The organism is Helicobacter suis (assembly GCF_902196125.1).
Lineage (GTDB): Bacteria > Campylobacterota > Campylobacteria > Campylobacterales > Helicobacteraceae > Helicobacter > Helicobacter suis_B.
In genome coordinates this window covers 1-1,537 of sequence record NZ_CABIKG010000041.1, presented here as the reverse complement: position 1 = coordinate 1,537, position 1,537 = coordinate 1, and the positions used below count along the sequence as shown (strand labels likewise).

The following is a 1,537-nucleotide window of genomic DNA, read 5'->3' as shown; positions in this document are numbered from 1 at the left end:
TTGCACCCCGCTTTTAGCCTGCATATTAGGCTTAATATCTGAAGTCTTGATCACCACAAAATCTAAGGGGTAGATATGGGCATCATCTAGGCTAATACTACTTGAATAGTTGTTTAACTTTTGCATAGCAATAGTTTGCCCTATCTCAATGGGTCTTTCATTTTCTTTAAGGCCGGATAGGCTTTTAGATTCGTCAATAGCCTTTTGATTTTGCCTTATAGCTTTAATCGCCTCATCTGCTTTTAGCCCTAAAGCTCTAGCCTCTTTAATCACTTCAGCGGTACTCTTAGGTGCTGTATCCTCTAAAAAAAGTCTTTGGTTTTGCTCTTTAAGCGCTTTAAACTCCGCATAACTTAAACCCTTAGCTTTAGCCTCCTTATAAATCTCTGATGTGCGTTTGTAGGGGAGTAGTTTAGGCTCTTGACTTTTAAGGGGGGATTGTGTAGCTTGAATACTACTTGATAAAGGTTTGTCAATGGACGATTCAATCTTTCCCTTACCCCCTGAAAAATTAGATTTTTCACTTAATGTAGAATCTGGGCGGTTGTATGCTGTATCTGATGCAAAAGTTGCATCGGATAATGCGGAGTTTGAGTATGATTTTAAAGGCAAAGTCTGGGTGCGGTTTGAGTCTACAAGAGACTTTCTAACTAATACGGACTTTTCAGAATTTGAGGATACAAAGGATCTTACTGCAAATGAAGTTAGATCGTTAATATCTAAGTCCATGCCTTGAGCAAGTCGCCGACTTTCTGCCTTTAATTTTAATATTTGCTCATCTGGTAGTGTCTGCTTTACCTCCTGCTCCCTTAGCACATGGTAGTTACTATCCATTTGCTTTTTAATGTTCCAATTCTTAGCCGTGTGTAGCTGTATCTCAGAAGGCACGCCGTTAAACTCAAATTGTATATGCACACCTTTATACCCGCTCTCTTTGTGCTGTAATTCTATTGTAGGCTTAATCCCTCTTGATTTTAAACTATCCTCTAGCCTTACTAACTCTGTATCCAAATGGGTTCTATCTTTACTAATTACTGCCCCTCTTAGATAATCACTTATTTTACTTATATCCCCCTGTTTGCGCGCAATCTTACTTTCAATGCTAGCTTCACTTTTAAGGATTTGGCCTAATTCTAAGGAATTATTAGCACTCTTAAGATTTTCTAAAAACCCTTTAAACTCCACCTCTTGAGCTTTAGCTATGTTATAAAGTTCTGTAGCTTTTGCTTTAAAATCTTGACTTTCTAAAGCCTTTACATCTGCTTCACTCTCTAAAGCCTTAACATTCTGTTCTGCCGTTTCATTCCGTAAACCTCTAGCATTTACAGGCGCTTCACTTTGTAGAGCTCTTGCCTCATTTACAGGCGCTTCACTTTGTAGAGTTTTTGTCTCTATATTTGCTTGAGTTGTTCCACTGCTAGCACTGCTAACACTCCCCCCACTCTCTGTATTAGGTGTAGTGCTTACTTCTCTATTAGGCTTTAATTCCGTGCTTACTCCCCCTCCCCCACTCTCTGTACTTCTTGGTAGTGCTTGC

The 1,537-nt window shown here is 39.3% G+C and carries 1 pseudogene; it reads right to left on the bottom strand.

Going from position 1 to position 1,537, the window contains the following annotated elements:
• A pseudogene (locus G6Q00_RS08135) lies at window positions 1-1,537 on the bottom strand (hypothetical protein); the annotation flags it as partial.